Source organism: Roseixanthobacter psychrophilus (genome assembly GCF_043195195.1).
Lineage (GTDB): Bacteria > Pseudomonadota > Alphaproteobacteria > Rhizobiales > Xanthobacteraceae > NCEH01.
On the sequence record NZ_JBAFWT010000195.1, the window covers coordinates 1 to 427 of the forward strand.

The following is a 427-nucleotide window of genomic DNA, read 5'->3' on the forward strand; positions in this document are numbered from 1 at the left end:
CAGGATCGCCCGGTGCTCGAGCCGCGCGACCTTGGCGGAAACGAAGATGCCGAGATGCCCGACATGGCGGTTGACGAGATAGACGATGCGCTGGCCCGCCGCCTTCAGGTCGTCGGTGTCCCGGTACACGACCGGTATCCAGCCAAGCGCTTGATGGGGCGGGGTGATGTCGTCGCCATAGGAGGCGAAGATCACGAGCGGGTTGCGGATGCGCCTGAGGTCCGCGTGGCACCCCGCGCAGATGCGCAGGCGCCCCTCCTCGAGCCGGTTGCCGACGAAGAGGTTCTCGACGATGGCGAGGATCTCCTCGCGGCTCAGGAAGTAGTAGCCGCCCCACCAGCGCTCGAAGGCGAGGAACCGCTCCCGCTCCGTGTCCATGTGGGCATAGAGGTTCGCGTACTTCTCCCACACCGCCTCGGGCTTCAGC

At 66.7% G+C, this 427-nt stretch carries 1 protein-coding gene; it reads right to left on the minus strand.

Features of this window, described 5'->3' with window-relative positions; genetic code table 11:
* Positions 1-427, minus strand: a 427-nt coding sequence (locus tag V5F77_RS29175; RefSeq protein ID WP_429008525.1) for a DUF3141 domain-containing protein, incomplete at both ends; no start/stop codon positions are given.